The 21,764-nt window shown below is 68.0% G+C and carries 22 protein-coding genes and 1 tRNA gene; 9 read left to right on the top strand and 14 right to left on the bottom strand.

What is annotated here, in order from left to right; all coding sequences use genetic code 11:
• Nucleotides 1–6: 6 nt before the first annotated feature.
• From EKG36_RS06730 to folE, 3 genes are all read right to left on the bottom strand, one after another.
• Entirely contained in the window at nt 7–1,467 is a 1,461-nt protein-coding gene (locus tag EKG36_RS06730; RefSeq protein ID WP_126482344.1) for an NAD-dependent succinate-semialdehyde dehydrogenase, read from the bottom strand.
• Nucleotides 1,468–1,585: 118 nt separating this feature from the next.
• Nucleotides 1,586–1,996 (bottom strand): dihydroneopterin triphosphate 2'-epimerase, encoded by a 411-nt coding sequence (gene folX, locus EKG36_RS06725; protein ID WP_126482342.1) that lies wholly within the window; start codon nt 1,994–1,996, stop codon nt 1,586–1,588.
• Nucleotides 1,997–2,007: 11 nt separating this feature from the next.
• Nucleotides 2,008–2,565, bottom strand: coding sequence for a GTP cyclohydrolase I FolE (gene folE, locus EKG36_RS06720; RefSeq protein WP_126482340.1), 558 nt, complete (start codon nt 2,563–2,565; stop codon nt 2,008–2,010).
• A gap of 278 nt (nt 2,566–2,843) precedes the next feature.
• On the opposite strand from folE, the gene EKG36_RS06715 reads away from it, so the two are divergent.
• Nucleotides 2,844–3,371: a TraB/TrbI/VirB10 family type IV secretion system protein gene (locus EKG36_RS06715; RefSeq protein WP_126482338.1), complete on the top strand. Its 528-nt coding sequence runs from the start codon at nt 2,844–2,846 to the stop codon at nt 3,369–3,371.
• A 72-nt stretch (nt 3,372–3,443) separates the two neighbouring features.
• Here the strand turns inward: EKG36_RS06715 and EKG36_RS06710 are convergent, their stop codons facing one another.
• Together EKG36_RS06710 and EKG36_RS06705 are read right to left on the bottom strand one after the other, a co-directional pair.
• The gene (locus EKG36_RS06710; protein ID WP_126482336.1) at nt 3,444–4,433 is read right to left on the bottom strand and encodes a serine/threonine protein kinase; all 990 of its coding nucleotides are present in this window, start codon (nt 4,431–4,433) and stop codon (nt 3,444–3,446) included.
• Nucleotides 4,434–4,501: 68 nt separating this feature from the next.
• A complete protein-coding gene (locus EKG36_RS06705; protein ID WP_185827493.1) occupies nt 4,502–5,218 on the bottom strand; it encodes a ComFC family protein in 717 nt (238 codons plus the stop codon).
• A 70-nt stretch (nt 5,219–5,288) separates the two neighbouring features.
• On the opposite strand from EKG36_RS06705, the gene bioB reads away from it, so the two are divergent.
• The 5 genes from bioB to bioD are packed head-to-tail and all read left to right on the top strand — an operon-like array spanning nt 5,289 to nt 9,832.
• Nucleotides 5,289–6,386, top strand: a complete 1,098-nt coding sequence (bioB, locus tag EKG36_RS06700; RefSeq protein ID WP_126482334.1) for a biotin synthase BioB — start codon at nt 5,289–5,291, stop codon at nt 6,384–6,386.
• A 6-nt stretch (nt 6,387–6,392) separates the two neighbouring features.
• A complete protein-coding gene (gene bioF, locus EKG36_RS06695) occupies nt 6,393–7,553 on the top strand; it encodes an 8-amino-7-oxononanoate synthase (RefSeq protein WP_126482332.1) in 1,161 nt (386 codons plus the stop codon).
• Nucleotides 7,550–8,284, top strand: a complete 735-nt coding sequence (locus EKG36_RS06690) for an alpha/beta fold hydrolase (RefSeq protein WP_126482330.1) — start codon at nt 7,550–7,552, stop codon at nt 8,282–8,284. The genes bioF and EKG36_RS06690 overlap by 4 nt, the downstream gene beginning before the upstream one ends.
• Nucleotides 8,281–9,084 carry a methyltransferase domain-containing protein gene (locus tag EKG36_RS06685; RefSeq protein WP_126482328.1) on the top strand — a complete coding sequence of 268 codons (804 nt, stop codon included), beginning with the start codon at nt 8,281–8,283 and terminating at the stop codon, nt 9,082–9,084. The genes EKG36_RS06690 and EKG36_RS06685 overlap by 4 nt, the downstream gene beginning before the upstream one ends.
• Nucleotide 9,085: 1 nt before the next feature.
• Complete coding sequence (gene bioD / locus EKG36_RS06680; protein ID WP_126482326.1) at nt 9,086–9,832, top strand: dethiobiotin synthase; 747 nt, start codon at nt 9,086–9,088, stop codon at nt 9,830–9,832.
• 275 nt (nt 9,833–10,107) lie between these two features.
• On the opposite strand, the gene EKG36_RS06675 is transcribed toward bioD, so the two are convergent.
• The 4 genes from EKG36_RS06675 to EKG36_RS06660 all read right to left on the bottom strand — a co-directional run bounded on the left by EKG36_RS06675 (nt 10,108) and on the right by EKG36_RS06660 (nt 13,354).
• Complete coding sequence (locus EKG36_RS06675) at nt 10,108–11,868, bottom strand: potassium channel family protein (RefSeq protein WP_126482324.1); 1,761 nt, start codon at nt 11,866–11,868, stop codon at nt 10,108–10,110.
• Nucleotides 11,869–11,934: 66 nt separating this feature from the next.
• On the bottom strand, nt 11,935–12,318 hold the full coding sequence (locus tag EKG36_RS06670) for a DUF6394 family protein (protein WP_126482322.1): 384 nt from the start codon (nt 12,316–12,318) through the stop codon (nt 11,935–11,937).
• 56 nt (nt 12,319–12,374) lie between these two features.
• Nucleotides 12,375–12,620 (bottom strand): hypothetical protein, encoded by a 246-nt coding sequence (locus tag EKG36_RS21000; protein ID WP_126482320.1) that lies wholly within the window; start codon nt 12,618–12,620, stop codon nt 12,375–12,377.
• Between the two features lie 649 nt (nt 12,621–13,269).
• Nucleotides 13,270–13,354 (bottom strand) — tRNA-Leu (locus tag EKG36_RS06660).
• A gap of 221 nt (nt 13,355–13,575) precedes the next feature.
• Between EKG36_RS06660 and bioA the strand changes: the two genes are divergently transcribed.
• The gene (gene bioA, locus EKG36_RS06655; RefSeq protein ID WP_126482318.1) at nt 13,576–14,847 is read left to right on the top strand and encodes an adenosylmethionine--8-amino-7-oxononanoate transaminase; all 1,272 of its coding nucleotides are present in this window, start codon (nt 13,576–13,578) and stop codon (nt 14,845–14,847) included.
• A gap of 139 nt (nt 14,848–14,986) precedes the next feature.
• On the opposite strand, the gene EKG36_RS06650 is transcribed toward bioA, so the two are convergent.
• Together EKG36_RS06650 and EKG36_RS06645 are read right to left on the bottom strand one after the other, a co-directional pair.
• Nucleotides 14,987–17,008: a CocE/NonD family hydrolase gene (locus tag EKG36_RS06650; RefSeq protein WP_126482316.1), complete on the bottom strand. Its 2,022-nt coding sequence runs from the start codon at nt 17,006–17,008 to the stop codon at nt 14,987–14,989.
• 36 nt (nt 17,009–17,044) lie between these two features.
• Nucleotides 17,045–18,346, bottom strand: a complete 1,302-nt coding sequence (locus tag EKG36_RS06645; protein WP_126482314.1) for an ATP-grasp domain-containing protein — start codon at nt 18,344–18,346, stop codon at nt 17,045–17,047.
• Between the two features lie 225 nt (nt 18,347–18,571).
• Here EKG36_RS06645 and EKG36_RS06640 point away from each other — a divergent pair, with 225 nt between their 5' ends.
• The gene (locus EKG36_RS06640) at nt 18,572–18,865 is read left to right on the top strand and encodes a winged helix-turn-helix domain-containing protein (RefSeq protein WP_126482312.1); all 294 of its coding nucleotides are present in this window, start codon (nt 18,572–18,574) and stop codon (nt 18,863–18,865) included.
• A gap of 18 nt (nt 18,866–18,883) precedes the next feature.
• Here EKG36_RS06640 and EKG36_RS06635 read toward each other — a convergent pair whose 3' ends face one another.
• On the bottom strand, nt 18,884–19,231 hold the full coding sequence (locus tag EKG36_RS06635; protein WP_126482310.1) for a GFA family protein: 348 nt from the start codon (nt 19,229–19,231) through the stop codon (nt 18,884–18,886).
• A gap of 163 nt (nt 19,232–19,394) precedes the next feature.
• On the opposite strand from EKG36_RS06635, the gene EKG36_RS06630 reads away from it, so the two are divergent.
• The gene (locus EKG36_RS06630; RefSeq protein ID WP_126482308.1) at nt 19,395–19,943 is read left to right on the top strand and encodes a thioredoxin family protein; all 549 of its coding nucleotides are present in this window, start codon (nt 19,395–19,397) and stop codon (nt 19,941–19,943) included.
• A 59-nt stretch (nt 19,944–20,002) separates the two neighbouring features.
• Here the strand turns inward: EKG36_RS06630 and EKG36_RS06625 are convergent, their stop codons facing one another.
• Together EKG36_RS06625 and EKG36_RS06620 are read right to left on the bottom strand one after the other, a co-directional pair.
• Entirely contained in the window at nt 20,003–21,037 is a 1,035-nt protein-coding gene (locus EKG36_RS06625) for an HTH domain-containing protein (protein ID WP_126482306.1), read from the bottom strand.
• Nucleotides 21,038–21,061: 24 nt separating this feature from the next.
• Nucleotides 21,062–21,562 carry a 2-thiouracil desulfurase family protein gene (locus EKG36_RS06620; protein ID WP_126482304.1) on the bottom strand — a complete coding sequence of 167 codons (501 nt, stop codon included), beginning with the start codon at nt 21,560–21,562 and terminating at the stop codon, nt 21,062–21,064.
• Nucleotides 21,563–21,764 lie beyond the last annotated feature (202 nt).

The raw sequence follows: 21,764 nt of genomic DNA, 5'->3' as shown, positions 1-21,764 counted from the left end.
GGGGGTTTAGTCACCGAGATCGATGCACAGGTACTTGGTCTCGAGGAACTCGTCGAGCCCCTGGTGTCCCCCTTCGCGACCCAGGCCCGAGGCCTTGACCCCGCCGAAGGGGGCAGCGGCATTGGAGATCAGCCCGGTGTTGATGCCCACCATGCCGTATTCCAGAGCCTCGGCGACCCGCCACACGCGTCCCAGGTCGCGGGAGTAGAAGTAGGAGGCAAGACCGAACTCGGTGTCGTTGGCCATGCTCACGGCATCCTCCTCGTCCTCGAAGGGGAAGACCGCGGCCAACGGCCCGAAGGTCTCCTCCCGGGCCACCTTCATGGCACCGCTGGCATCGCTGATCAGGGTGGGGGTGAAGAAGCTGCCGCCCAGCGGATGGGCATGTCCGCCCAGCAGCAGTTCGGCCCCGTGGTCCACGGCGTCCTGGACATGCTCGGTCACCTTGGCCACCGCCTTGTCGTCGATCAGCGGTCCGATGTTGACGTCGGACTCGGTACCGTCGCCCACCTTGAGCTCGCTGTTCATGGCCACCGCCAGCTTCTCGCAGAAGGCGTTGACCACGCTGGACTGCACCAGGAATCGGTTGGTGCACACGCAGGTCTGGCCGGCGTTGCGGAACTTGGCGGCCATGGCGCCATCCACCGCTGCATCCAGGTCGGCATCCTCGAAGACGATAAAGGGTGCATTGCCGCCCAGTTCCAGGGAGATCTTCTGCACGTGACGGGACGCCTGGGCCATCAGCTCGCGCCCCACCTCGGTAGAGCCGGTGAAGGTGATCTTGCGCACCACCGGGGACTCGGTGAGGGCCGCGGCAATCTCCGCGGCGCGACCGGGCACCACGTTGAACACGCCGCGGGGCACGCCGGCCCGCTCGGCGAGAAGAGCCAGGGCCGTGGCCGAGAACGGGGTCTGGCTGGCCGGCTTGACCACGAAAGTACAGCCGGCGGCCAGGGCGGCGCCCGCCTTGCGGGTGATCATGGCGGCGGGAAAGTTCCAGGGCGTGATGGCGCCGACCACCCCGATGGGCTGCTTGGTCACCAGGATGCGCTGGTGGGGCTTGGCCGCGGGCACCGTCTCGCCGTAGACCCGCCGCGCCTCCTCGGCGAACCAGCGCAGGAAGCTTGCCGCATAGGCGATTTCCCCGGCGGCCTCCTTGAGCGGCTTGCCCTGCTCATGGGTCATGATCATGGCCAGGTCGTCCTGATGCTCGAGCATCAGGTCGTGCCATTTCATGAGGATATCGGCGCGCTCCTGGGCCGTGAGACTCCGCCAGGCCGGCAGGGCCGCATCGGCGGCCTCGATGGCTCGCTCGGTCTCGGCACGTCCCAGCCGCGGCACATTGCCCATCGTCTCGCCGGTGGCCGGATTGATCACGTCGATCTGCTCACCGCTATCAGCGGCGACCCAGCTACCGTCGATATAGGCGAAGGGACAGTAGAGCTGGGTTTCCTTCAGGGCTTCCATGGTCGACTCCTGGCTGCGAAGGCACATCGTGAGGGTTGATCCTCATGCTAAGCGCAAGGACCCCGATGCGCCAACCGCCACGGCCCCCCATCGTGCAATCGGCCAGCCGACGGTCGGCTCAGGCCCCGCGCCGCGGTTCCCGAGAGTCGGACAGGGTGATGGAGACCGAATCGGCAAAGCGCAATGCGTAAGGCTTGTCGATTTCGACCTGGGCCGTCAGCACCTGCTCGAAGCTCATGATCAGGTCGAGCACTTCCCGGGTCATGCGTTCGAGCAGCAGGAAGCGATTCTCCTCGACATGGGCAATCACCTGCTTGGTGATGGTGCGATAGTTGAGGGCCTGCTCGATATGATTGAAGGCCACCGCCTTCTCGGCCCGGTAGCGGATCACCGCATTGATCACCACGTCCTGGCGATTGCGGATCTCCTCCTCCTTGATGCCGATATGGGTGCGCAGCCGCAGGTTCTTGATACGGATCGTGGCCAGGTCGTGGTCGAGGTGCTGGTCATCCAGGGCATGCAACGGCATGGCGAGCTCCTTCAGCGGCCGTGAACCAGGGTCAGGAACTCCTGCCGGGTGCTCTGGTGCTCGCGGAAAGCGCCCAGCATCACCGAGGAGGTCATGCTCGAGTTCTGCTTCTCCACCCCGCGCATCATCATGCACAGGTGCCGGGCTTCAATCACCACGGCCACGCCGCGGGCCTCGGTCACCTGCTGGACGGCCTCGGCGATCTGGCGGGTCAGGTTCTCCTGGATCTGCATCCGCCGGGCATACATGTCGACGATGCGGGCGAACTTGGACAGGCCCAGCACCTTGCCCCGCGGCAGGTAGGCGATATGGCACTTGCCGATGAAGGGCAGGAGATGGTGCTCGCACATCGAATACAGCTCGATATCCTTGACCAGCACCATCTCGTCGGTGTCCGACTCGAACACCGCCCCGTTGACGATCCCTTCCAGGGACTGGGTATAGCCGTGATTGAGGAACTGCATGGCCTTGGCGGCCCGCTTGGGGGTATCGCGCAGGCCTTCACGCTCGGGATTTTCCCCCAGCTCCTCGATGATCCGGCGATAGTGGTTAGCGAGTTGTTCGGTCATGGTCAGGCCCCATGCAGTGTCGTTGTCGCGGTGCGTGGGCACAGGCCCGGCCACCACACCTTTATACGTAAACTATACAAAACCCAATGCATGTACAAGCAAATGGATCCGGAAGGTCACAATTCTAGCGCATGGCGCCGCCGGACGCAGTGGCCGCTTGACCCGGGCAGTGACAGAATGTCGCGCGTACCATGCCGGCGCACGGCTGCCCGCCCTCCCGCCGTGTGGTAAAGTAAAGTCACCTTCATGCTGTGCCCAAGTCACCCCCGAGAGCCGACATGATCAAGACCCCGACCCTGCTGCTGATGGCCACCGCCCTGGCACTGCCGAGCCTGGCCATGGGCGACACCCTCGAACTCCCCGCCGATGCCCAGGTCGAGATGGAGGTCGTCGACGACCTCGTGCTCGACGCCCAGACTCCGCGCCGGGACGATATCGTGCTGCGCCCGGTGGACAGCGGCACCGGCAGCCACCGGCTGCCTGACTACTGCGTGGTGACCGGCGATGCCCAGCGCGATGGCGACCGCATCCGCCTGACCACCCATTCCCTGACCTGCATCGAGGCCGAAGGCGGCGATAGCGAGATCTACAGTGGCGAACTCACGGCCGGCGCTTACGGCAGCGACGGTCATTTCGGCATCGCCGCCTGCGACGACGACCAATGTCGCCTGGCACCGGGCGACAGCTTCCTGCTGACCCTCACCAGCCCGATCCGCATCGAGCAGCAGGCCAACCCCTCGGCGCAGCTCAATGCCGAACGCCGCGAGGCCAATCCCGGCCAGGTCGACGACGCCGCTGGCGAATAAGCGCAGACTGGCAGGACGCCGCGATCTCCGACGCCCCCTGGCAGGGGGCCGTTGGGCCGCCCGGGGGACGGCTCACTGGGCAAGCCAGCGCGGCGCCCCCTCCAGTGCCTGGCGCTGCTGTTCCAGTTCGCGGATATGCGCCTCCCAATAGCCCGCATCGGCCAGCCAGGGGAAGGCCAGGGGAAAGGCCGGATCGTCCCAGCGGGCCACCAGCCAGGCACTATGGCGCAACAGGCGCAACGTGCGCAGGGGCTCCACCAGCGCCAACTCGCCGCGGTCGAAGTCGCGATGCTGCTCGTAGCCCTCAATCACTTCCGAGAGCTGCATCTGCCGCTCGCCTTCCTCCTGGGCAGTCAGCAGCATCCAGAGATCCTGTACTGCCGGAGCCATCAGGCAGTCGTCGAAATCGACCAGAGCGAAGTGCTCGTCGCGCCCCAGCATGTTGCCCAGATGGCAGTCGCCGTGCACACGCAGGTTCCACGAGGGCGACCAGGCCTGAGCGGCCAGGGCGGGACGCAGGGCCTCGGTCACCCGCTGGTAGGCGAGCCGCTGTCGCCGGTCCAGCCAGCGGCTTGCCAACACGCCCTCGCAGGCCTCCCCGACCATGGCATCCAGGTCCATGACCCGGCGATGGACGAAGGGGCGACGCGCGCCGACCGCATGCATGGCCCCGATGACTTCACCCAGGGCGAAAAGATGGGTTGGCTCCTCCAGCTCCGGCGCCTGGCCCGGCAGCTGGGGAAAGACCGCGAAACGAAAGCCTTCGGCGCAGTGGAGACTGGTACCGGCAGCATCGCGCCAGGGGGCGGCCACCGCCACGCCGGCGGTCTCGAGCTCGGCCAGGAAGTCGTGCTCCTCCTGGATCTGATCATCGCTCCAGCGCTCGGGACGGTAGAACTTGACCACCCAGCGTCGCCGCTCGTCATCGTGCACCAGGTAGACTCGGTTCTCGTAGCTGTTGAGCGCGAAGGGTTCACCGGGCAGCCAGAACCCCAGGGACTCCACCGCCGCCACCACCCGGGCGGGTGCGAGGCGGGCAAAGGGGTGCGTCGCGTCGTTCATGGGCACTCTCGTCGGGATCAAAGGCCCATGGTAGCAAAGCGAGCGGTCCCGCCGCGCTCCCCGGCGCCTCAGGGCGACTCCAGCGGCGTACGGGCGACCGCCCAGGCCTCGATCTGCTCGGCGCCCGCCCGGCGACAGGCACGCGCCAGGGCATCCAGGGTTGCGCCGGTGGTCATCACGTCGTCGAGCAGAGCCACCCGCGCGGGCAGCGGCCCGGTCACACTGAAAGCGCCACGCAGGTTGCCTCGCCGCCGCCGGCGATCCAGGCCGCGCTGGCTCGGCGTATCGCGATGACGCTGCGCCCGCAGCAGCGGGATCGCCTGGCGGGCCGCCAGTCGCTCGGCCAGCCAACGCCCCTGGTCGAAGCCCCGCTGGTGTGCCCGGTGCGGATGCAGGGGCACCGCCAGCAGGGCCTGGGGGGCCTGTCCCGACATTGGCCGACAGCCTACCTCCAATAGCGCCAGCAGCACCGCCCCGGCCCGCGGGGAGGCATGGAACTTGAAGCGTTGCAGCAGTATCGCCACCTCGTCCTCGTAACGCAGGGCCACCCGCGTCCGGTCGAAGGCTGGCGGATGCCGCAGACAGTGCCCGCAGACCCGGCCGACGGCCTGGCCGGGCTGGGGCTCGCCGCAGCGCGGACAGGCCGTGCGGTTCCAGGGAAGCGCTGCAAGACAGGCCTCACACCAGGGACGACTATCCTGGCTGACTCCCAGGCAGAACAGGCAACGCCCCGGCAGGGCGCGACGCAACCAGTCGTCAACCTCTCGACGGCGAAAGGTTGACATACCCAATTGCCCCCGTACCCTATCGGTCAACCCCGCGATCCGCGACCAGTTGACCAGAAGCGAGCCCGCCATGCCTGCCCAACGCCCCGACAATGCCCCGGATGCCTTGACCCTAGCCGGCCACCCGGCCATCCGCCACGACTGGAGCCTGGAGGAGATCGAGGCCCTGTTCGCGCTGCCCTTCAACGACCTGCTGTTTCGTGCCCAGCAAGTCCATCGGGCCCACTTCGATGCCAACGCTGTCCAGGTCTCCACGCTGCTCTCGATCAAGACCGGTGCCTGCCCGGAGGACTGCAAGTACTGCCCGCAGTCCGGCCACTACGCCACCGAACTGGAGAAGGAGAAGCTGCTCGAGATCGAGAAGGTGGTGGAGCAGGCCAGGTCTGCCAAGGAGGCCGGCGCCAGCCGCTTCTGCATGGGTGCCGCCTGGCGCAGTCCCCGGGAGAAGGATCTGCGAGTGGTGATGGAGATGGTCAGCCAGGTCAAGGCCCTGGGGCTCGAGACCTGCATGACCCTGGGCATGGTCGATGCCGACCAGGCCAGGCGGCTCTCCGAGGCCGGCCTCGACTACTACAACCACAACCTCGACACCTCCCCGGACTACTACGGCGAGATCATCACCACCCGCACCTATGCCGACCGGCTGGATACCCTGGCCAATGTCCGCGAGGCCGGCATGAAGGTCTGCTCAGGCGGCATCCTCGGCATGGGCGAGGCGCCGCGCGACCGTGCCGCCCTGCTCCAGCAGCTGGTGCGCCTCGAGCCGCATCCGGAGTCCGTGCCCATCAACATGCTGGTCAAGGTCCCCGGCACGCCCCTGGAGGACGTGGAGGACCTCGACCCGCTGGAATTCATCCGTGCCATCGCCGTGGCCCGCATCCTGATGCCGAAGAGCCATGTGCGGCTCTCCGCCGGACGCGAGCAGATGGCCGAATCGACCCAGGCCATGGCCTTCCTTGCCGGTGCCAACTCCATCTTCTACGGGGATACCCTGCTGACTACCGGCAATCCCCAGGTGGAGCGCGACCGGGCGCTGTTCGACAAGCTCGGCCTGCACCCGGAGCGCCGCGAGACCTGTGCCGACGACGGCCAGGCACAAGCCGCCCTCGAGGATGCCATCCAGCGGCAGCGGGGCAGCGAGCTGTTCTACGACGCGGCGCAGGCCTGATCGGCCATGGACGTCCGCGATGCCCCCTGGCAGCGTCGCCTGGCCGAGCATGCTGAGACTCGCCGGGCCGCGGGCCTGTGGCGATCGCGCCCCACCCTGGCCGTCGATGAGCCACTCATCGACTTCGCCGGCAATGACTACCTGGGCCTGGCCCGGGACCCGCGCCTGGCCGAAGCCCAGGCCGAGGGCGCCCGCCGCTTCGGTGCCGGCGCCCGCGCCTCGCACCTGGTAAGCGGCCACCTGACGGTCCACGAGACCCTGGAGCAGCGCCTGGCCGAACTCACCGGCCGCCCCCGGGCGCTGCTGTTCTCCACCGGCTACATGGCCAACCTGGGCACCCTCCAGGCCCTCTGTGACCGGCACTGCCGGGTCTTCCAGGATCGTCTCAACCACGCCTCACTACTGGACGGCACCCAACTCGCCGGCAGCCCCTCGCGGCGCTTCCACCACCGCGACCTCGATGACCTCGACGCCCTGTTGGCGCGCGTCCCCGGCGAGGCCCCGCGCCTGGTGGTCAGCGACGGCGTCTTCAGCATGGACGGCGACACCGCCGATATCGGGGGCCTCGCGACCACCTGCCGGCGCCACCGGGCCTGGCTGATGGTCGACGACGCTCACGGCCTGGGCGTGCTCGGGGAGCACGGCGATGGCTGCGTGGGCCGGGCCCATGGCATGGAAGAGGTGCCGGTGCTGGTCGGCACCCTGGGCAAGGCGCTGGGCAGCGCCGGCGCCTTCGTTGCCGGCAGCGAGGCGCTGATCGAGCACCTGATCCAGTTCGCCCGGCCCTACGTCTACACCACCGCCCAGCCCCCCGGTGTGGCCGCGGCGACCCTGGCCGCCCTCGACATCCTCGAGTCCGAACCCGAGCGCCGTACCCGGCTCCAAGAGCGCATTGACCGCTTCCGCCGCGAGGCTCGGCGACTCGGCCTGCCGCTGGGCGCGTCGACCACCCCCATCCAGCCCGTCGTGCTGGGCGACAGCGAGCGGGTGATGCGCTGGGCGGCCCGGCTGGGCGACCAGGGCCTGCGCGTCGGTGCCATCCGCGCCCCCACGGTGCCCCACGGCGAGGCTCGCCTGCGCATCACGCTGAGCGCCGCCCACGGTGACGATGCCCTGGACGCGCTGCTGGAGGCGCTGGCGACCTGCGCCCGGGAGGAGATGGCATGAACCGCCTGGTCCTGCTCTCCGGCTGGGGCTGCGACGCCCGTATCTGGCAGGCCCTGGATGGCCACTGGCCGCCGGGGATAGCGGTAAGCGCTCCCGACTGGCCCGGCTACGGGCAGCAGCCGGAGAGCCACGAGCCAGACTGTCTGGCCGACACGGCCCGGGGCATGGCCGAAGCGCTGCCGACCCAGGCCGTCTGGGTGGGCTGGTCCCTGGGAGGCCTGCTGGCCGAGGCACTGCTTGACCACCTGCCGGCCCCCCGCGCCCTGGTGGTCATCGGCATGGGCCCGCGCTTCTGCCACCCGGATGGCGTCGACGGCGAGGAGCTCGCCACCTTCCGACGCGCCTTCCGCCGCGATCCCGAGGCCACCCGCGCCCACTTCCTGCGCTGGCAGCTCCGCGGTGAACCATCGCCCCGGGCCGCCCATCGGCAGCTGCTGGGGCTGATCGGCCAGGCGCCACCGGCCGGCCTGACAACCCTGGCCGCCGGCCTCGACCAACTGGCCCGGCTGGACGCCAGCCGGCGACGGGGCGTGGCGCCGTGCCCGGTGTACCGCCTGGCGGGAGAGGCCGACCCGCTGCTCGCCCCCGCGGCCCGCGAGGCCGCCGACTGGCGCCTGGCGAAGGCCGGCCACTGCCCGATGCTCAGCCAGCCCGAGCGCCTGGCGGCGCTGTTGACCGCCGTCGCCAATGCCCCGGCCTTGCCACCGACTGCACCGGAGGCCCTGCCATGACCGCCCAACCGATGCTCGACAAGCGCCGTCCGGACGACCCTGCCTGGCGGGCACGGGTGGCTCGAGCCTTTTCCCGGGCCGCTCCCCATTACCAGGAGCGGGCCCAGGCCCAGCAGGCCATGGGTGACCACCTGCTGGCCCGCCTTCCCGCGCAGGCCCACAGTCTTCTCGACATGGGCTGCGGTCCCGGGGAAATGACCGCCAACCTGGCCCGGCGCTATGGAGAGGCCTGCCGGGTCACCGGCCTGGACCTGGCCCCGGGAATGCTGGACGAGGCCCGTCGTCGCCACCCGACGAGCATCCGCTGGCTGGTGGGCGACGCCGGCGCCCTGCCACTGGCCACGGCGAGCCTCGACCTGGTGGTCTCGAACCTGGCGATCCAGTGGTGCCCGGATCTCGACGCGGTGATGGCCGAGCTGCACCGCGTCCTGCGGCCCGGGGGCCGTGCTCTGATCACTACCCTGGGACCCGGCACCCTCGCCGAAGTGCACCAGGCCTGGTCGCGACCGCAACAGCCCGCCGCCCTGCTGGGCTTTCGCGATGTCGGGGCCCATCGCCTGGCCGCCCACCGCGCCGGCTTTCGCGGCGTGTCCGTCGAGGCGCGTACCGAGCGCTTCCACTACCCCGACCTGGCCGCGGTGATGGCCTCGATCAAGGGCGTCGGAGCCCAGGTGGCCCGCCCCGGGGCGCAACTGTCGCGGGCCGACGTGGCCCGCGCCGCGCGACGCTTCGAGGCCCTGCGTACCCCGGCGGGCCTACCCGTCTCCTATCGCCTGCTGACCCTGACCCTGGAGCACTGACATGGCCGTCTACTTCGTCACCGGCACCGACACCGATGCAGGCAAGACCCTGGTGACCAGTGGCCTGCTGGCCCTGGCCCGCCGGGAAGGCCTCACCACCCTGGGGCTCAAGCCGGTGGCGTCCGGCTGCGAGCCGACGGCGGCAGGGCTGCGCAATATCGACGCCCTGACCCTCCAGGCCCAGAGCATGCCCGCCCCGCCCTATGCCAGCGTCAACCCCTTCGCCTATGCCCCGGCCATTGCCCCGCACCTGGCCGCCCGTCGCGCCGGCGAGGTGCCGACTCTCGACGCCCTGGTCGAGTGCACTGCCGCCGCGCTGGCCGACGACCGCAACCTGACACTGATCGAGGGGGCCGGCGGCTGGCGGGTCCCGCTCAACGACAGCGAGGACCTCGCCGGACTGGCCCGGCGCCTGGAGTTGCCGGTGATCCTGGTGGTGGGCCTGAAGCTCGGCTGCCTGAGCCATGCCCGGCTCACGGCCGAGGCGGTCCGGGCCGATGGCCTAGACCTGGCCGGCTGGGTGGGCAATCTCGTCGACTCCGGCTTCGCCGAGGACGTGGCGCTCTACCGGGACAACCAGGCTACCCTGGAGCGCTGCCTGGAAGCTCCCTGCCTCGGCGTGGTGCCGAGGCTGGCAGGCGAGTCGCCGGACGCCCGGGCAGACACCGCCGCTAACTACTTGAAGCTACCGAGCACGCACTCACAGCCCTCTGCGCCGAGGCCAGCATCGGCCCGGGACAGGGTATAAATTACCGCTAAACAAAGGAATCCTTGATCGGCCGCCGTGGGGGGTGAAAGCGCTGAGCGCGGCACATGCACCACGCCTGCGACGAGGCCGGGTCGCACGCCTTAGCGCTTCTGAGCCTTGACGCCTACCGGATAGGCGCAGTCCCGCCAAACGGCGTGGCTGGTCGTCGGGGCCTCGGGGGCACCCGACACCGCGGTGGTCGGCACGCGCACGCCGTTGCGTTCACGCAAGCCCCAAACGCCGGATCCCGGCGCGCTCACGCGCCCGATGATTGCTCAGGGCCGGGGTCGGCGACCGTCCAGCTTGTGATCGCCGCGACGCCGCCATAAGCCTGTCTTCAGCCATGCGAACACGTACCCGCGCGGCTCATCGACCCCGGTTATGACATACCGAAGCGTATAGGGATTATGCAGCGTCGCCTGCAGGATCTGCTCCACCCACTGGACCCCGCAGAAGAGAATCTCGTCACCGGCCTCGAGCGAACAATCCTCATCCGGAAGCATGATCGAATGGCCCGCCCTGCGGATCGCGAGTGCCTCGCACGGGAGCCCCTCCGGAAACGTCCGCGCATCACGGCACAGCGCACCGAGCGTGATCACTCCCTCATTGTCCAGATAGTCGGTCACGGCCGGGGCCTCTCCCGGGACGAGCCTGACCGACCACAGATGCGGGGGTTCCGCCCCCATGGCCGCCTGCAGACGCCCCACCAGTTCTTCCGTCAGGGCCGGTTGGCGTTCCGCGAGCCAGTCGATCAGTTCCTGAACGAGGGGCGAGATCAGCAGCTTCAGGATCCGGCGCGCCGCTGTCAGGCTGTGCTGGAGGAGCAGATCGGCCCGCGCGGCATCGAACGCGACCTGATTCTCATGACTGTTCTGGCGCACGATGCGAAATGCATCCGAATTGAGCTCGGTCACCGACAACAAGGCACTGAGATTGTCAGAATCGCGGTTCGTCGCGACGACGACCCCGGCCGCGTCGTCAATCTCCGCCGTCACCAAGGCCGAATGATCGGCGTGAGCCTGGATCATGACCGTACCTTCTTCAGCCACGCTGGCGTCCATTTCCGGATCGATAATACGTACGCCGACTCCATGGCTCTGGAGGTAGTGATGGATCCAGTGCCCCATGCGTCCGTACCCGCACAGAATCCAGTTGCCCCGAGGCACCTGTATCGGTTCTCCCAGTTCGACACCATGTACGCCCACGAACCACGCATTGAGGTTGTGAAGTTCGGAGCGTGCGATTGCCCAGTAGACGAGCTGGGCGAAGATCTCGAACGGGTCGACGACCGTTACATTGTCCAGCGCCCGCAAATTGGTCTCGTGGCGGGCCGAGGTCGAACGACAGATGACCCGGAGCCGAGGATTCAGGTGCCGTGCCATCACCGCGATCTTGAGATTGACGTCGTCATCGTTGGTCAACGCGACCAGAGCCCGGCAAGCGGTGTGCTCTACCCCCGCGGCCAGGAGGTGTTTCGGTGTGCTGGCATCCGCACAGAGTCCCGGCATCGCGACCCGGTAATCGCGCACGCCCAATGCCTTGATGCGTTCCGGATCGGAATCGAGTATCACGGCGCGCATGTAGTGGTCGCTCAGGCCCCGGGCAAGCAGACTGCCGGTATCGCCGAACCCACAGAGGATGACGAAAGGCTCCACGTTGTGCGCGACCTTGCGGGCGAACCGGAACCCATCCATGGCCTGGATGAAATGGGGGTTCTGAACCAGACGAACCAGGGATCCGATCGCATAGAACCATGCAATGACACCGGTATAGAGGCAGAAGATGGTCCACAGGCGCTGCTCCTCGCTGAAGCCGTTGGGCAGCTCGCCGAAACCGGTCGTGGTCGCCGTGTAGGTGAAGAAGTAGAAGGCGTGGAAGAGGCTCATGTACGTCGTCTCACCATCGACGACCTGGCCTGGCATCAGGGCCATGCCCATGATGCCCACCGAGTACACGAACAGCAGCGCGAACAGCGGCCGGCGCATATAGCGCAGGACGATCATCGTCACGCGGTCAAGATCGGAGGTCGGCGCCACGCGTTCACTCCTCCCTCTGCCTGTCCCGGATCGCAGCTGCCACGCCGAGCCGGCCCGCGCGCCACCCTAGCGCCGGGAGAGCAGCGTATCGCCCACCAGAATCACCATCGCAACGATATTCGCGACCAGCGCTCCCGTTGCGATCGAGACGATATCGGCCATTTCCCCAGGCCCCGGCCCGCCCCCGCCACCGGGTTCCGCGACGATCCAGACGACGCGAGCCGTGATCAGCAGAAGGCCGGCAACCAGGCTGGACGCCAGCAGCAACGCCCCGGTCTGCGAGCGATCTCCCAGTTTCAGGCCGATCGCGACCAGGTTGACGATGATGGTGAACGTGAGAATCCAGACATTGTGGTGTGCGTGGATCTCGACGCCACCCACGACGAACGCGTAATTGAGGCTCAGGGTAAGGATGGTAAAAAAGCCGAATACGACGCGTTCGAAATTCATGGGCCTGCTCCTGGCCGGGACGCGCCGTCAGTATAGGCATCAGCCCGCGGTGACCGCTAACGCCACAGCCACCCCGCGTAGCTTGGCCAGGCCGCGCAGGCGACGAGCGCCCCCCCGGCGCACTGGGCGCCGGCAGCGACCTGACGCTGACCGAGGGGAAAGGTCAGCGGGTGCCGCTCCACGACGATGAGGACCTCGCCGGGCTGGCCCGGTGCCTCGCGCTGCCGGTGATCCCGGTGGCGGGCATGAAGCTCGACTCCCTGAATCAGGCCCGGCTCACCACCGAGGCTGCGGCGAAACATCGTCGGCCCGCGGCTTCAGATCGAGCCTGGCAACTGGGTTTTCCTCCAGTGGATACCTGGACTTCCAGGAGACTTGCCATGCCGCAAGGAGGGTGCTGAATACCCGGTGGCGGTCTCGTAACGTGCATGCTGACAAGCCGGGTCATCGGCGCACATTGTGTGGTGCGATCGTCAACATCTATCAGGGCAAAGCTGGCGCCCGGCGTTGCGCGCTCCCTCTCCTGGGCACATGCTCCTGGGGCACTGGGTTTGAACAAGACCGGAGGCAACTATCGATGTATTCAGGGTCATGTCAGGCACCACGGGCTTTGCACCGAACAGTTTGCCGGTCGCGCCTGGCGTCGCGGGCAAGCCAAACACTCACCTCGTCGTCCAGGTTCAGTCGCAGGTAGCCGCCTGTCGCCCCGAAGACGTCTTCAGCAAGAGTTGTTTTGTAGCATCCCCATCGAAGGGGCTACGCCGGCTGATGTCGAGGAGGGGGTTGCCTACCGCTGTGCCAACGGCCACGCCCCGATCTGGATGGGCCGCCCATCGATCACATCAACGGCATCAACAATCAACAGGAAGGAGCACTTGAGGTGTCGTTGCCCTGACTGCCATCAGCAGACAACAACATGGGCCAAGAGCAACGGGAGAGAGCCAATAGTTATGGTGCGTCGGGTGGGACTCGAACCCACACACCCGAAGGCACGAGGACCTAAACCTCGCGTGTCTACCAATTCCACCACCGACGCATCGGGCAGTATCCCGAAATAGGTGGCATATCATGCCAGTGGCCACCAATGGCCGCAAGTAGTACAGCCGGCCAAAGGTGAGTTGCCTGCAGATGCTGGCCAATCGCCCCGTCAACCACTTAACCCCACACAAGGTTTACATGTAAGGTAGGGAGCCAATCGGCGGCCCCACCTGCTCGAGCAGCCGCCCGTCCATTGTCCGCTTGCGCCCAGGAGGCCCGATGCCATCCCCCGTCTGGCACCCCTATGCCCACCTCAAGACCCAGTCTCCCGCCCCCAAGGTGGTCGGCGGCGAGGGCCCACGTTTCACCCTGGAGGGCGGCGAATCGCTGCTCGACGCCACCTGCTCCTGGTGGTGCATGATCCATGGCTACCGGCACCCGCGCCTGGTCGAGGCTATCCAGCGCCAGGCCGATGAGCTCTGCCACGTAATGCTGGGCGGGCTGACCCACGATCCCGCCGACCGCCTGGCTCGGGAACTCGTGCGTATCACTCCCGAGGGCCTGAACCACGTCTTCTTCTCCGACAGCGGCTCGGTGGGCATGGAAGTGGCCATGAAGATGGCCGTGCAATACCACTACCTGCGTGGCAAGCCCGGCAAGCACCGCATGCTGACACTGATGAAGGCTTACCACGGCGATACCGCCGGCTGCATGGCGGTGTGCGACCCCGAGGAGGGCATGCACTCGCTGTTCTCCGGCTTCCTGCCCCAGCATCATTTTGCCCCCGCCCCCACTGCCTCCTTCGAGGCCAGCGAGGAGGAGGTGACGGCCGATCTGGATGCCCTTCGCGAGGTTCTGGAGGCTCATCACGAGGAAATCGGCGCGCTGTTGATGGAGCCGCTGCTGCAGGCTGCCGGCGGGCTCAACATGACCTCGCCCCACTACCTGCGCGGCGCCCGAGCGCTGTGCGAGGAATTCGACGTGCTGCTGGTGTTCGACGAGGTGGCCACCGGCTTCGGCCGGACCGGGCGGCTGTTCGCCGCCGACCATGCCGACGTGACCCCCGACATCATGGTGCTCTCCAAGGGCCTCACCGGCGGCTACCTGGGCCATGCCGCGACCCTGGCCACCGACCGGGTCCATGACGCCTTCATCGGCGACAGCGAACTGCATGCTTTCATGCACGGCCCGACCTTCATGGGCAACCCGCTGGCCTGTCGGGTGGCCCTCGAGAGCCTGGCCGTCTTCGAAGAGGACGACTATCTGGGCCGCATCCAGCGTCTCAACGGCGTGCTGTGCGAGGAGCTGCGCGACGACGCGGCCCTTGCCGACCATCCGGCGGTCGCCGACGTGCGCGTGCTTGGCGCCACCGCGGTGATCGAGGTCCACGATTCCACGAGCCTCGAGGGCGCGGCCGCCTTCGCAAGGCAGCGGGGCGTCTGGTTGCGCCCCTTCGGCCGCTGGCTCTATACCATGCCGGCCTACATCACCGGCGAGGACGACATGCGCCGCATCACCGGGGCGATGAAGGACTGGTTCCTGTCGGCTTGACGCCCGAGGGCCTGGCGTGAAGAGACGACGCACGGAGGCAAGGCGGACTGGCGGTTAGCAACGGAGCCGCTTGACCAGGCTCATGCCCGCACGAAGGGGCAGCGCCGCCTTGCCGAGGCAGGCACGTCCCAGGGATTGCCTAGACCAGCCGACGAGGGATACGACGATCCCAGCTGCGACAGTGAACGCGGCGCTCCCCCTCGTAGGCGTCCAGGGTGGCATGCAGCCGGAAGTCTTCGGGCGTGGCGTCGAGCACGGTGCGGGTGATGGCGGTCACTTCCCAGTCGCCTCGCTTCAGCGAGCGCTCCCAGCAGGTAGTGCCTGTCGGCGAGTCGAAGTCATCGGCCCGGGAGCGGTAGGTCTCCACCGAACGGGTCTGCACCTCCAGCCCGGAATCCTCGAGCCGCAGCCGCCCCCGGTCGTTGACCACCTCCAGCGTCGAGAGATCCTCGGCCAGGTCACGGTGCACGTACCAGTTGTGGTGGTCGGGCTCGAGCCGGGTCGCGGGAATGGTCGGAGCCCCCTCCGGCTCGCCGAAGACGACAGCGGCGTCCTCGGCACGCGGCGGACGCCGAGGGAGCTCCAGCACGCTGCCCTCGTCATGAATGATCAGGCGGGTGCGCTGGGGAGGCGGCCAGGCCAGCGGCCAGTAGGAGGTGGAGATCGCCAGGCGCAGCCGGTGCCCTTGGGGAAACACCTGGGCCACGTCGTTGAGTCGCACCTCTACCCGGTAGCGTCGACCCGGCTCCAGGGCCTGGGGCGTGGCGTGGCCGTCCCGATGGGTAAGGTTAAGCAGGCCATAGGTCACCCGCGTCGCCTTGTCATCGGGGGCGACATCGGAGAGGCGCACCGCCACCATGGCGACGGGCCGATCGGCCGAAACGTCCAGCTCGAGCCGTGCACTGCCGAGGATCTCCACGGTCGCGCCCAGCGGCGGACTGTCGAAGACCAGCGCGCCGCCATCTTCCTGGCGCTGGTCATGGGCCAGATCGGGGCCGGCGGCATAGGAACACCACTTGCCGGCGAACAGCCCGCAGGTCAACGGCGACTGAACCGTCAGCGCCGAGTGCTCGCGACGACGCTTGCCGTCCAGCGACAGCCGGCGCGGCGCGAGGGGCAACCGCCAGGGCTCGATCGTCGGGGAGGGCCAGCGAGGCTCGGCGACCCAGCGCCCCGGACGATGCCCATAGCGGGTGGTGGGCAGCACGCTGTCCTGCATCCATACCCGAATCGCCGGCTCCTCGCGGACGCCCCGCTCTTCCCCCTTCAGCCACTGGTCCCACCAGCGCAGGCACGTCTGCAGGAAGCCGATGGCCGGTCCGGGTTCACCGAGATGGGGATACTTGTGGCTCCAGGGTCCGATCAGGCCCTGACAGGGGCCCGGCAGGTGCTCGACCAGACGCAACACGGCATTGGAATAGCCGTCCGCCCAGCCGCTGGCGGCCAGCACCGGCACCCGCACCCGAGAGAAGTCCTCGCAGATGGACCCATGCCGCCAGTAGTCGTCTCGGTGTGGATGCTCGAGCCAGGTGGCCAGCCAAAGGCCGCTGCCCTCCAGGCGCTGGAGCCACATGTCGCGCCAGGCCTCCCCCACCACGACGGGATCCGGGGGCAGGGAGTTGTAGGCAAACATGGTCGAGGCCCAGGACAGGTTGTCGCCCAGCAGACAGCCGCCCATGTAGTGCACGTCATCGGCATAGCGGTCATCCGTGGAGCAGACGCTGACCACTGCCTTGAGCTCCGGGGGCTGGCGCGCCGCCAGCTGCAAGCCGTTGAAGCCGCCCCAGGAGATACCGATCATGCCGACGCGGCCATCACACCAGGGCTGCTCGGCGAGCCAGCGCAGGATAGCCTCGCCATCCGCCAGCTCCCGCTCGAGGTACTCGTCCTCAAGCACGCCCTCGGAGTCCCCGCTGCCGCGCAGGTCGACCCGCACCCCGGCATAGCCATGCCCGGCGAAGTAATGGTGATGCACGGCATCCCGGCGCGCCGAACCGTCACGCAGGCGATAGGGGATGTACTCGAGGACGGCAGGCACCGGCTGACGACGGGCCAGCTCGGGCAACCAGATGCGGGCGTTGAGTCGCACCCCGTCGGCCATCGGAATCCACACGGGATCGAGACACTCGACGGCATGGGGAAAGTCGTTCACCTCTCTCATGCAAGCCTCCTCCTGCCCCGGGCCGGCAGCCCCCGCTCAAGCACCCTGCCCGGCAGGCGGCGAGATGACGAACGGCAGGCCTTCCCGGCACAGCCGTATCCGCTCCAGCAGGCCCCGATAGCTATCGGCGCCGGTGAACAGGACGCCCAGTTCCCAGGAAAAGGAGTCCTGGTGCAACAGCGAGTCCAGGGACATGCCTTCCCGCACATTGAGTTCGACGAAGGTGCCCGGATAGGCCTCCTCGACCAGGCGGATTTCCTCCGCCGTGGGCACCCGGCGCACGATGCCTCCCTGGAAGACCCGCAGCATCTGCTTCGCAGCGACCGCGTAGCGACCTTCCCGGTGGGGCATGCGTGGTGCCATGCCGAGGGCCACGTCCACCATCACCTGGTAGTGCGGGGCCCCGTCCACCAGCTGGAAGAGCGCCGCATGGGAGCGCGACAGTCGGGAGTTTATCTCGAGCAGCCAGATGCGATCGCTCTTGTCATCATGGTAGAACTCGATGTTGAAGGGTGCATCGTCATAGCCGATATGGCGCATGACCCGGCGACTCAGCTCAAACATGCGCTGCTGCACCGAGTCGGGCAAGGAGGAGGGGTACTCGTAGCGCATCAGCACGGAGCGGTGCAGGGTATCGCGGATGCTGTCGACGATGCCCGTCAAGTGGACCTCGCCCTGCTGCACATAGCCCTCCACCGTGCACTGGCGTCCCGCCGAGATGATCCCCTCGAGGATGCAGTGATGCCCCCCGATGCCGGCGACATCTTCGGGCAGGTCCAGATGGGCGCAGACCTCGGCCAGGGGCTTGCCGTAGGTGCCGATGCCCTGTCGAATCCTGGGCAGGACCTCCCGCAACTGCTGCGCATTCCGAACATGAAACCCCAGTTGCGAGGAATGGGCCTTTACCGGCTTGATCCAGAACGGATAGTCGATCTCGATCCGCTCGACGGCATGCGGGTCGAAGGGATCGAGGGCCTGGAAGGGCGGCACGCATTCGGGCACCACCCGCGCCTGCTCCAGGCGGCTCCAGTATTTGTGATCACACTTGAGCACCGCGGTCAGCGATGGTCCCCTCAAGCCCAGGGCCTCGTGAAGCACCGGCAGCAGTGCACTGGTGGGAAAGTCCCAGGCGCCGACGATGGCATCCACGCGCCCGGGGAAACGCTCTAGCTCGGCCAGGGCATCCGCCACCAGTCGATCGAAGTCAAAGCTATCGGCGAGGACCACCTCATCGAGGGGCAACAAGTCATGAAAGGCATAGTCCTCGACATGGCGCAGCCGAGGGAAAAGGCGCCGGCTCAGGTCGTCATACCCAATCACGAAGACATTCCACGCCATATCCCCCTCCCCGCGTCGTCAGCGTGGTCAGTTGGGCAGTAATCGGCGATTCACCATCACACCCCTATTATTGTAAGCATGATCCCTCTTCGCGGCGCTGCCTTGACCCAAGTCAGTCGCCCCCGCGGAGAATGCCGCCGACTGAAGATAGGGGGAGAGCAAAGCCTGGCGTTGGCCGGGTGGGGCTGTCAGGCTGGGAGGCTGACAGCGAGGCAGGACAACCGCATGGCACTCAGCAAGACACAAAGCAGCTTCTACCGGCGCCTCTACGTGGCCCACCTGGTCGCCACGGGCACCGCCAGCGTACCGGCCATCATGGCCGCCACCGGCATGCCCCGGCGCACGGCCCAGGATACGCTGACCGCCCTCGCCGAGCTGGACATCCGCTGCGAGTTCGAGCCGGCGCCAGGACGGCGCCACAACATCGGCCACTATGTGCTGCGCGACTGGGGCCCCATCGATCCCGACTGGGTCACCCGCCACGCCGAACGCCTGCGCGAGACCCTCGGCTACCCCTGAGGCATGCCCGGGCCCTTCTCAACGGTGCCCGAGCCGGGCGAGCAGCGCCTCGCCGTCGCCTTCGGCGCCCTCCACCTCCGGCAGGGCCGAGGCCGGCATCTCCACGATCCCGGCCTCGGCATGCTCGGTCAGCACGCTTTCTCCACAGTGCCGGCAGACCCGCTGCCAGCCTCCATGACTTGCCCGCCGACCGTCCAGCGCCTCCAGTCCTCCGGCGAGCTGTACGGCCGCCTCCGACCACAGCAGCCGGCGTTCGCCGCGACACAGGTCGCAGTCACAGTTCACCGCGGCCAAGGGCGCGCCAGTGGCTATCAGGGTCACCGCACCGCAGCCACAGCCGCCCTGGTAGAAGGGACCATTGCTCATGACGCCACCTCATCGAGACCAATCGGCCCAGTGTGGCAGCGGTGTCCGGACTGCCGCCAGCCCCCACGGGCCAAGCCGGCGCTGCCCGCCCTCGCCCGGGACGGCCATGCGCGGCGACCTCTGTTAGGCTGAAAGCCAGCCCCTAACCGCGTCAGGAGGCCCCATGTCCTTGACCCCCTCCACCATGATCGACCTGGGCAGCCCGCTGCCCTCCTTCCGGCTTCCCGATGCCGAGGGCCACACGGTGGGTAGCGACGACTATCCGGACCAGCCGCTGCTGGTGGTCTTCATGTGCAACCACTGCCCCTTCGTGAAGCACCTGGCCGACGCCCTTGCCGACTTCACCCGGGAGTACCAGGCCAAGGGACTCGCGGTGATCGGCATCAACAGCAACGACTTCCACGCCCACCCGGACGACCGTCCGGAAAAGATGGTCGAGGAGGCCGAGGCGCGGGGCTATACCTTCCCCTACCTAGTCGACGAGAGCCAGGACGTCGCCCGTGCCTTCGAGGCGGCCTGCACGCCCGACTTCTTCCTCTTCGACCGCGACCATCGCCTCGCCTACCGAGGGCAGTTCGACGACAGCCGCCCCAGCCAGGATACCCCCGTCGATGGCCGCGACCTGCGTGCCGCCGCCGACGCCGTGCTGGCCGACCGCGCGCCGAGCCCCGACCAGAAGCCCTCCATGGGCTGCAATATCAAGTGGAAGTGAGGGCGGCTTCATCAAGGCAGCCTCTGAGGCGCGATCGACCGCCCCGCGAACGCCTGGTGTCAGGTACCCTGCGCCAGGGCCTGTTCAACGCACGCTGCGCAGCGCAGGCGTGCCGGGCGATCCCTCAGGCCCGCCCAGTAGGCCTCGAATTCGGGACGCCGGGGAATCGAGCCGAAGTGCATGCCCCAGCCGAGATGGGAGCCGACATAGACATCCGCCGAGCTGAAGGCGTCGCCGGCGATGTAGCGCCGCCCGGCGACGGCGCTGGACAGGGTGTCGAGCACCGCCCAGAAGTCGCCGGAGCCCAGCTGGACCTGCTGCTCGGGTGTCGGGTAGACCCCCAGGGTGTTGAGCCCCACGCTGGCTTCGAGCGGCCCGGCGGCAAAGAACAGCCAGCGGTAGTAGTCGGCCCTGGCAGTAAGCGGCGGCGCCAGGCCGGCGTCGGGGAAGGCATCGGCGAGATAGGCGCAGATCGCGGCGGCCTCGGTGATCACGGTGTCGCCGTGGCGAAGCGCCGGCACCTTGCCCATCGGGTTGATGGCCAGGTAGTCCGGCGCCTGCATCGTGGTGCCGTACTCGAGGGTGACGGTGCGATAGGGCACCCCCAGTTCCTCGAGCATCCAGTGGACGATACCGCCTCGGGAGAGGGGGTTGGTGTAGAAGACGAGGTCACGCTGGCGGGTATCGGCGATCGCCCGTGGCCCGGCGGCTTGAGCCTCTTCCTGGCGTCCGCTCCTTGCCACCCCCTCCCCGAACGCCTCGGGGAGCGCCTCGGATACCCGCTCCAGCACCTCAGCAGCAGGCCGCGCCAGCGGCTCGGTGACATCGCCCCTGACGCGGGACAGGCCCAGCGCGAGCGCGTCGAACTGCGCCGCGGTCAGGCTCAGCGGGGGCAGCATGATGCCGGGGGCAAGGACATAGCCAACGCCGGGCTCGCTGGCGATCTCGACCCCCACCGCCCGGAGCACGGCGATATCCTGGTACAGCGACCGCAGCGATATGCCGAGCGCCTCGGCGAGGTCGGGCCCACTGATACGGCCATCGTGTTGACGCATTACCTGAAGCAGGTCGTGCAGGCGGGTACTTCGGGACATGGGTGACTCCTTGGTGGCTGGAACTCACGCCCTGGCTCGCTCACCCGCGGCGAGTGCCTCGGCCAGCGACTCGATCTGGTGTTGAGGGAAGACCCGCACCCCGTGTCGCTCCAGCAAGGCAGTCGTCACGCCCGCACCGGCGGCCCGCCGGCCGGCGAAGCGGCCATCGTGGATCTCTCCACTGCCGCAGGAGGGGCTGGTCTCGGTGAGCAGGGCGTAGCGGACATCATGCGCCCGGCACAGGTCTAGCGCCAGTCGGGCACCGCGCAGGAACGCCGGGGTGACGTCCCAGCCGTCAACGGTAACCACCCGGGCGTCTCCGTCCAGCACCTCCACGCCGCCACCGCCCTGGATCTCCGCCGGGGCACGGGGGGTAGCGAGGCCGGCCTGAACCTCGGGGCAGACCGCCACCAGGCGGCCTTCCCGACGCCAGCGGGCGAGGATGGCGCTATCCTGGGGCTTGGCGCGACCGTCGTAGCGCACCGGCTGCCCGAGCAGACAGGCACTGGTGAGGATCTTGTGCATCTGGGGTCATCCTGGCGGTTGGGTAACGGTGGGGCCTGGACGCGAGGCGCGAGGCGCGAGGCGCGCAGGTAGCATGGCAGCTTGCCCGGCGCGACACCAGCGGCGCGGGCCCTGGCTGGACGGGTGGCATCGGACTGCTCCATGCCCCACGGGCGAACAAAAAAGCGGCGGGCCGGGGCCCGCCGCGAAACCACCGATCAGC

This window comes from Halomonas nitroreducens (assembly GCF_003966155.1).
Lineage (GTDB): Bacteria > Pseudomonadota > Gammaproteobacteria > Pseudomonadales > Halomonadaceae > Halomonas > Halomonas nitroreducens.
The sequence above is the reverse complement of the archived record's forward strand: the minus strand, read 5'-3'. Positions and strand labels throughout refer to the sequence as shown.

Coding starts and splice junctions, on each gene's coding strand:
- EKG36_RS06730 (WP_126482344.1), bottom strand. CDS start 1,467: ATGGAAGCCCTGAAGGAAACCCAGCTCTACTGTCCCTTCGCCTATATC.
- folX (WP_126482342.1), bottom strand. CDS start 1,996: ATGCCGTTGCATGCCCTGGATGACCAGCACCTCGACCACGACCTGGCC.
- folE (WP_126482340.1), bottom strand. CDS start 2,565: ATGACCGAACAACTCGCTAACCACTATCGCCGGATCATCGAGGAGCTG.
- EKG36_RS06715 (WP_126482338.1), top strand. CDS start 2,844: ATGATCAAGACCCCGACCCTGCTGCTGATGGCCACCGCCCTGGCACTG.
- EKG36_RS06710 (WP_126482336.1), bottom strand. CDS start 4,433: ATGAACGACGCGACGCACCCCTTTGCCCGCCTCGCACCCGCCCGGGTG.
- EKG36_RS06705 (WP_185827493.1), bottom strand. CDS start 5,218: ATGTCAACCTTTCGCCGTCGAGAGGTTGACGACTGGTTGCGTCGCGCC.
- bioB (WP_126482334.1), top strand. CDS start 5,289: ATGCCTGCCCAACGCCCCGACAATGCCCCGGATGCCTTGACCCTAGCC.
- bioF (WP_126482332.1), top strand. CDS start 6,393: ATGGACGTCCGCGATGCCCCCTGGCAGCGTCGCCTGGCCGAGCATGCT.
- EKG36_RS06690 (WP_126482330.1), top strand. CDS start 7,550: ATGAACCGCCTGGTCCTGCTCTCCGGCTGGGGCTGCGACGCCCGTATC.
- EKG36_RS06685 (WP_126482328.1), top strand. CDS start 8,281: ATGACCGCCCAACCGATGCTCGACAAGCGCCGTCCGGACGACCCTGCC.
- bioD (WP_126482326.1), top strand. CDS start 9,086: ATGGCCGTCTACTTCGTCACCGGCACCGACACCGATGCAGGCAAGACC.
- EKG36_RS06670 (WP_126482322.1), bottom strand. CDS start 12,318: ATGAATTTCGAACGCGTCGTATTCGGCTTTTTTACCATCCTTACCCTG.
- EKG36_RS21000 (WP_126482320.1), bottom strand. CDS start 12,620: ATGTTTCGCCGCAGCCTCGGTGGTGAGCCGGGCCTGATTCAGGGAGTC.
- bioA (WP_126482318.1), top strand. CDS start 13,576: ATGCCATCCCCCGTCTGGCACCCCTATGCCCACCTCAAGACCCAGTCT.
- EKG36_RS06650 (WP_126482316.1), bottom strand. CDS start 17,008: ATGAGAGAGGTGAACGACTTTCCCCATGCCGTCGAGTGTCTCGATCCC.
- EKG36_RS06645 (WP_126482314.1), bottom strand. CDS start 18,346: ATGGCGTGGAATGTCTTCGTGATTGGGTATGACGACCTGAGCCGGCGC.
- EKG36_RS06640 (WP_126482312.1), top strand. CDS start 18,572: ATGGCACTCAGCAAGACACAAAGCAGCTTCTACCGGCGCCTCTACGTG.
- EKG36_RS06635 (WP_126482310.1), bottom strand. CDS start 19,231: ATGAGCAATGGTCCCTTCTACCAGGGCGGCTGTGGCTGCGGTGCGGTG.
- EKG36_RS06630 (WP_126482308.1), top strand. CDS start 19,395: ATGTCCTTGACCCCCTCCACCATGATCGACCTGGGCAGCCCGCTGCCC.
- EKG36_RS06625 (WP_126482306.1), bottom strand. CDS start 21,037: ATGTCCCGAAGTACCCGCCTGCACGACCTGCTTCAGGTAATGCGTCAA.
- EKG36_RS06620 (WP_126482304.1), bottom strand. CDS start 21,562: ATGCACAAGATCCTCACCAGTGCCTGTCTGCTCGGGCAGCCGGTGCGC.